1 protein-coding gene is annotated in these 2,804 nt (G+C 59.2%); it reads right to left on the bottom strand.

Features of this window, described 5'->3' with window-relative positions:
* The coding region (locus tag ACR0BU_RS24615; protein ID WP_480739561.1) for a beta strand repeat-containing protein at positions 1 to 2,804 on the bottom strand (2,804 nt) is incomplete at both ends.

Below are 2,804 nucleotides of genomic sequence, written 5' to 3'. Positions count from 1 at the left end.
AGGCGGCCGCCGGAGAGGATGTTAACCCTGTTGCGCCCGTCCCCCAGATCGACACTGCCGGTGATCAGGCCCGCGATGTTCACCACGTCATCCCCGTTGCCACCCCGGACCGCCAGACCCGACAGCGCGGAGACCGATCCCGTGGCCTCTACATTCAGCGTGTTTGACGTCCCATCTACTCCACCGAGCCACACCCCCGCACCCGTACCGGAGCCGCCCTGCACGCTGCCCGACAGGGTCACCTCGGCACCACCGAAGCGACCATGTCCAAGCACCCCATGCACGTTCACACCAGACGCCGTGACATCGCCCTGCGCAACAACGCTGGCCCCACCACTACCTAAGGCGACTGCGACTATCCCGTGCTGCGTCGATCCCGTCACAGGCCCCGTCGTCGTCACCGACACGTCGCCATTGCCAACATTCACCGCATTAATCCCGTTTTGACCCCCCGAGACCTCCGCCGCCGTGATCGTCAGGTCCGCGCCCTCAGGTGTGAAATTGCCTAGAAACGCATAAATCCCGGTACCGCTCTCACCTGTGACAGCGCCTGTCGTTGTTACCGTCAAAGCGCCAGTGCCGAAGTTTTCGGCAGACACACCACGCGTGTCACCTGAAACCGCCGCCGCCGTGATCGTCAGATCCGTGCCCGCAGAAGAATTAAACGCCTCAATCCCAGTATCGCCAGATCCCGTGACAGCGCCAGACGTTGTCACCGTCAACGCTCCACTGCCAGAGTTTCGTGCGCGAATTCCGACATCACCACCGCTAACCGTCGCCGACGCAACCGTCAGGTCCGAGCCCGTGTTTTGCGCAAAAATCCCAAAACCATTGTTAGCTGTAACATCGCCAGTCGTTGTTATAGATAACGCACCAGTTCCAGAGTTTTGCCCAAAAATCCCGCGGTCACCGCTGTCAACCACAGCTGCCGTGATCGTCATATCCGTGCTCGAGGTAGAGTTGGTCGCAAAAATCCCGATACCATCGGAGCTTGTAACTTCGCCGGTTGTTGTTATGGACAGCGCACCGGTGCCATCGCTACTTGCAAAAATCCCGTTATCACCGCCGCTAACCGTCGCTGCCGTGATCGTCATATCCGTGCCCGAGGAAGAATTATAGACAGAGATGCCGTGACCATCATAGCCCGTGACATGGCCGGTCGTGGCTACCGACACCACCCCATTGCCGTAGTTTCGGGCCCTGATCCCTCTTTGGCCACCCGACACCGCCGCCGTCGTTACCGTCAGGTCTGTGCCCGAATTGTTCTGCGCGAAAATCCCATCCCCGCTGGAACCCGTGACAGCTGCCGTTGACGTTATCGACAAGGCTCCAGTACCATCGTTTGTTGCGGAAATCCCGTTATCACCGCCTGAAACCGCTGCCGCCGTAATCGTCAGGTCCGTGCCGTTGTTAACCGCAGAAATACCAGTGCCACCCGAGCTGGCGACATCGCCGGTTGTTGTTATCGATAACTCGCCAGTGCCGGCATTGAGTACCTCCATTCCATGGGTCGCGCCGCTGACCGCTGTTGCCGTGATCGTTAGGTCCGTACCTGAAACAGAGTTATACGCATCAATACCGTCGCGATAATAGCCAGCGACATCTCCGGTGGATATCACAGTGAACGCGCCAGTGCCTAAGTTTTGCGCAAAAACCCCGTTCGTTCTCCCACTGACGGCCGCCGTCGAGATCGTCACATCTGTTCCCGAACTCGATCGGTTTTGCGCAAAAATTCCTTCTCCGGTAACGCCCGTGACATCCCCGGTGGCCGTCACCGACAACGCGCCATTGCCGTAGTTCACTGCGCCAATACCTACTATGTTTCCGCTGACCTTTGCGGCCGAGATCGTCAGATCCGTGCCGGTAGAACTGTTCGCTGCATTAACCCCAACCCCATAGCGATCCGTTCCCGTGACGGCCCCGGTGGCTGTCACCGACAAATCCCCGGTACCTAAGTTCCGCGCGTAAATCCCGTTATTACCACCCGACACCGCCGCCGCCGTGATCGTGACGTCGGCGCCCGCAGAAGTGTTTAATGCTTCAATCCCGCTGTCATTGGTTCCCGTGACATCGCCGGCCGCTGTCACCGACAAGTCCCCGGCACCTGAGTTCCGCGCAAGAATCCCATTTCGGTCACCGGAAACCGCTGCCGCCGTGATCGAAACAGGACCACTGCCAAAACTTTCCGCGCGGATCCCAAAACTATCTCCGTCCTTGACATCTCCGGTCGCTGTCACCGTCAACGCACCACTGCCAAAGTTTCGAGCCCAGATGCCTCCCCGATTACCCGACACCGCCGCCGTGGTGATCGTCAGATCCGTGCCGGTAGACCTGTTCTCCGCAAAAATCCCGTCGTCATTCGTGCCCGTGACTTGTCCGGTAGACGTCACCGACAGCGCACCACTGCCAGAATTGAAGATTTGAAGCCCCGTAGTTCCACTCACCGAAGCAGTGGAGACGGTCAGATCCGTCCCCGAAGTGTTGTTGGACAACGCCATCCCTACATCTGCCTCGGCGGTGACTTGCCCATTAGTCGTTATCGATAGTGAACCAGTGCCAAAGTTCACCGCAAAAATTCCGCCGGCGGCGCCGGTGAAGGTCGAGGCATAGTTATCCGTGAAGGTGATACCGCCATCTCCCGCTGAGTTGCTCAGTCGCATCGCCTCCTCGTTGTTCGTCACGTTGATGCTGACCTGGTCCGTCGTTCTGACAACCAACGCCTGCCCGGCGGGCGGGCTTAGATCCTGCGTGACCGTCGCGCTGCCGCCGCATTCAAACGTGCCTGACCCCGCCGGATTGGCAAC

The sequence above is a fragment of the Ruegeria sp. CK2 genome (genome assembly GCF_056536585.1).
Note: the sequence above shows the minus strand (reverse complement) of the source record. Positions and strands in the feature narration are given on the sequence as shown.